2 protein-coding genes are annotated in these 3,504 nt (G+C 46.8%); both read left to right on the top strand.

Annotated features, from left to right (window positions below; genetic code table 11):
- The first annotated feature begins 258 nt into the window (after positions 1-258).
- Positions 259-1,749: an N-acetylglucosamine-specific PTS transporter subunit IIBC gene (gene nagE, locus MHN01_RS20685; protein WP_239413152.1), complete on the top strand. Its 1,491-nt coding sequence runs from the start codon at positions 259-261 to the stop codon at positions 1,747-1,749.
- Positions 1,750-2,445: 696 nt separating this feature from the next.
- Positions 2,446-3,504: glutamine--tRNA ligase (gene glnS / locus MHN01_RS20680; RefSeq protein WP_239413151.1), on the top strand; the 1,059-nt coding region annotated here is incomplete at its 3' end.

Raw genomic sequence — 3,504 nt, 5'->3', positions numbered from 1 at the left:
CACGGTGATACCTCATTCCTAGTAGAAAATACGATTAAATCTTAGCGGCATATTGCCTTTGTTTTGGATAATAAAATAAGTTTTATGATCGGGCTAGCAAAATCGCTCTATTGTTAGTTAATCAGGTGATAAAGATCACAATTGATGAGGTTTTAATTTGCGGGGCGAAATTAATCTCTTACACTGCAAATAACTTAATCGGATAACTAAAAAAAGTTATCTGGATCGCATCTAAGAAAACCATAGGGGGAACTAAGGGTGAATATTCTTGGATATTTTCAGAAAGTAGGTAAGGCGCTGATGGTACCAGTTGCCACGCTGCCTGCCGCCGCAATATTAATGGGTATTGGTTACTGGATTGATCCGAACGGCTGGGGTGCAAACAGTGCACTGGCTGCATTTTTGATCAAGGCTGGTGCCGCTATTATTGATAACATGTCTGTACTGTTCGCAATTGGTGTTGCGTATGGTATGTCTAAAGATAAAGATGGTGCCGCAGCACTTTCTGGTTTTGTTGGCTTTTTAGTCGTTACAACACTGCTGTCTCCGGGAGCAGTGGCACAAATTCAAGGTATTGACCCTAGCGCAGTTCCTGCAGCGTTCGCGAAGATCAATAACCAATTTGTCGGTATCTTAGTCGGTATCGTATCTGCAGAAATCTATAACCGTTTCTCTGCTGTAGAGCTTCACAAGGCCCTGGCATTCTTCTCGGGCAAGCGTCTGGTTCCTATCCTGACGTCATTCGCTGGTATCTTTATTGCTTTCATCCTGATGTACATCTGGCCAGCTGTTTATGGTGGTCTAGTGAACTTCGGTGAAGGTATCCAGGGTATGGGTGAGCTAGGTGCTGGTATCTATGCATTCTTTAACCGTCTATTGATTCCTGTTGGTCTTCACCACGCACTGAACTCTGTTTTCTGGTTTGACGTTGCCGGTATCAACGATATTCCTAACTTCCTTGGTGGCGCGAAATCTATTGCTGAAGGTGTGGCGACGCCGGGTGTGACCGGTATGTATCAGGCTGGCTTCTTCCCAATCATGATGTTCGGTCTGCCTGGTGCGGCACTTGCGATGTACCATACGGCGAAAGCGAAGAACAAAGAAAAAGTTGCTTCAATCATGATTGCAGCCGGTTTCGCATCTTTCTTCACCGGTGTTACTGAGCCGCTAGAATTTGCCTTCATGTTCCTGGCACCTGCGCTATACGTTGTTCACGCAGCACTTGCCGGCTTATCTGTATACATTGCGGCATCAATGCAGTGGATTGCTGGCTTCGGCTTCTCGGCTGGTCTGGTCGATATGGTGCTGTCTACACGTAACCCGCTAGCGGTTAACTGGTACATGCTGATTGTACAAGGTCTGGTATTCTTCGGCCTGTACTACGCAATCTTCCGTACTGTCATTGTTAAGTTCAACCTGAAGACTCCGGGCCGTGAAGATGACGAAGGTGAAGAGAGTGCTGCGACAGGCTCTGCAGAAACTGGCGAGCTGGCAAAACAGTACCTGAAAGCATTGGGTGGTCACGGTAACCTTGAAAATATCGATGCATGTATCACTCGTCTGCGTCTGACGCTGAAAGACAGCAGTCTGGCTGACGAGAAGACCCTGAAGGCTCTGGGTGCTATGGGGGTGGTTAAGCTTGGTACCAACAATATCCAGGTTATCCTTGGCCCACTAGCAGAAATCGTTGCTGGCGAAATGAAAAAAATCCCGGCATCAGAAGATCTTTCTGCAGTAAAACTGCCTTAATCAACTATTACATAGGCTCCGGTCTGGAGCCTATAGTTGTGTATGCAGGTCGGCCTCATTGTTGAGGCCGTTTTTTTTCAAAACAAGCTTCCACTGATGGTTGGCTCACCGCGACTGCAAGGATACGCTCAGGTTCGGCAGGTTTGCCTAGTTAGTTTCCGAATACGCTTTCCCCGAAGTTTATTCCGAAGCTGCCCTGGTAGTTTTAGGCTTGGGGTCCCTGTATTTGCAGTGGTCTCCCGAGAGGAATGTTGTTATACCCAAGCTACCTCAAGATGCTCGTTTCAGCGAGAATTACTTGGCTACTAGGCTAGGCGCCGATTTGATGATCTAGTGGTTCTAAATCAATAATCGGTAACAACGCATAGAAGCCCCTATCTATTTAAAAGAACTGGAACTCGCCCTTTGGGAGTGAGCCAGCGAACTCATTTCTGTGTCAAAAAACGTTGAAAGGGACTACCATTCCTACCGTTATTTTCCTTGACCTGAGCCCGCTGGCCTCACTCTGAATCCTGCATCTTGAGGTAGCTTGGGTATATTGGTGCTCAAATTGGGTGTCATCTGTTTATATTGCCCTGCGATAGCGGGGTTTTTTTATACATATCGACAAACAATGCACACTATTTGTTGAGTCGTGCACCATATTTATGGATCATAGAGGGTTCTAAAATCCTGTAAGCACACGAGGTGTAATAGATGAGTGAATCTGAAGCTCGTCCAACTAACTTTATCCGCCAGATCATTGATGCGGATTTAGCAAGTGGCAAACATACAAGCGTACATACCCGATTCCCGCCGGAGCCGAATGGCTACCTGCACATCGGTCATGCTAAATCAATTTGTTTGAACTTCGGTATTGCTCAGGACTATCAGGGTCAATGTAATTTACGTTTCGACGATACTAACCCTGAGAAAGAAGACATCGAATACGTTGAGTCTATTAAGAACGATGTTAACTGGTTGGGCTTCGAGTGGAGTGGTGAAATTTGCTATTCATCAAACTACTTCGACAAGCTATACGGGTTTGCTATTGAATTGATTAATAAAGGCTTAGCGTATGTTGATGAGCTAAGTCCAGAGCAAATGCGTGAATACCGTGGCACACTGACTGAGCCGGGTAAACACAGCCCATACCGTGATCGCAGCGTTGAAGAAAACCTGGCGCTGTTCGATAAAATGAAAAATGGCGAAGTGGAAGAGGGCAAGATGTGCCTTCGCGCCAAGATAGACATGGCGTCACCGTTTATGGTGATGCGTGATCCGGTTATTTACCGTGTGCGTTTCGCGACTCACCACCAGACTGGCGACAAGTGGTGCATCTATCCGATGTACGACTTCACGCACTGTATCTCTGATGCGCTGGAAGGTATTACGCACTCTATCTGTACCCTGGAGTTTATGGACAACCGCCGTCTGTACGACTGGGTACTGGATAACATTACGATTGACTGCCAGCCTCGCCAGTACGAGTTCAGCCGCCTGAACCTTGAGTACACGGTAATGTCCAAGCGTAAGTTGAACCAGCTGGTTACCGATAATCTGGTTTCTGGTTGGGATGATCCGCGTATGCCGACTATCTCTGGCCTGCGTCGTCGTGGCTTTACTTCTGCCTCTATCCGCGAATTTTGTAAGCGCATTGGTGTGACCAAGCAAGACAACACCATCGAGATGGGCTCACTGGAATCTTGTATTCGTGATGATCTAAACGAAAATGCACCTCGTGCAATGGCCGTTCTGGATCCAGTCAAAGTTGTT

Origin of the sequence: Photobacterium sp. OFAV2-7 (genome assembly GCF_022347985.1) — a bacterium.
GTDB lineage: Bacteria > Pseudomonadota > Gammaproteobacteria > Enterobacterales > Vibrionaceae > Photobacterium.
Note: the sequence above shows the minus strand (reverse complement) of the source record. Positions and strands in the feature narration are given on the sequence as shown.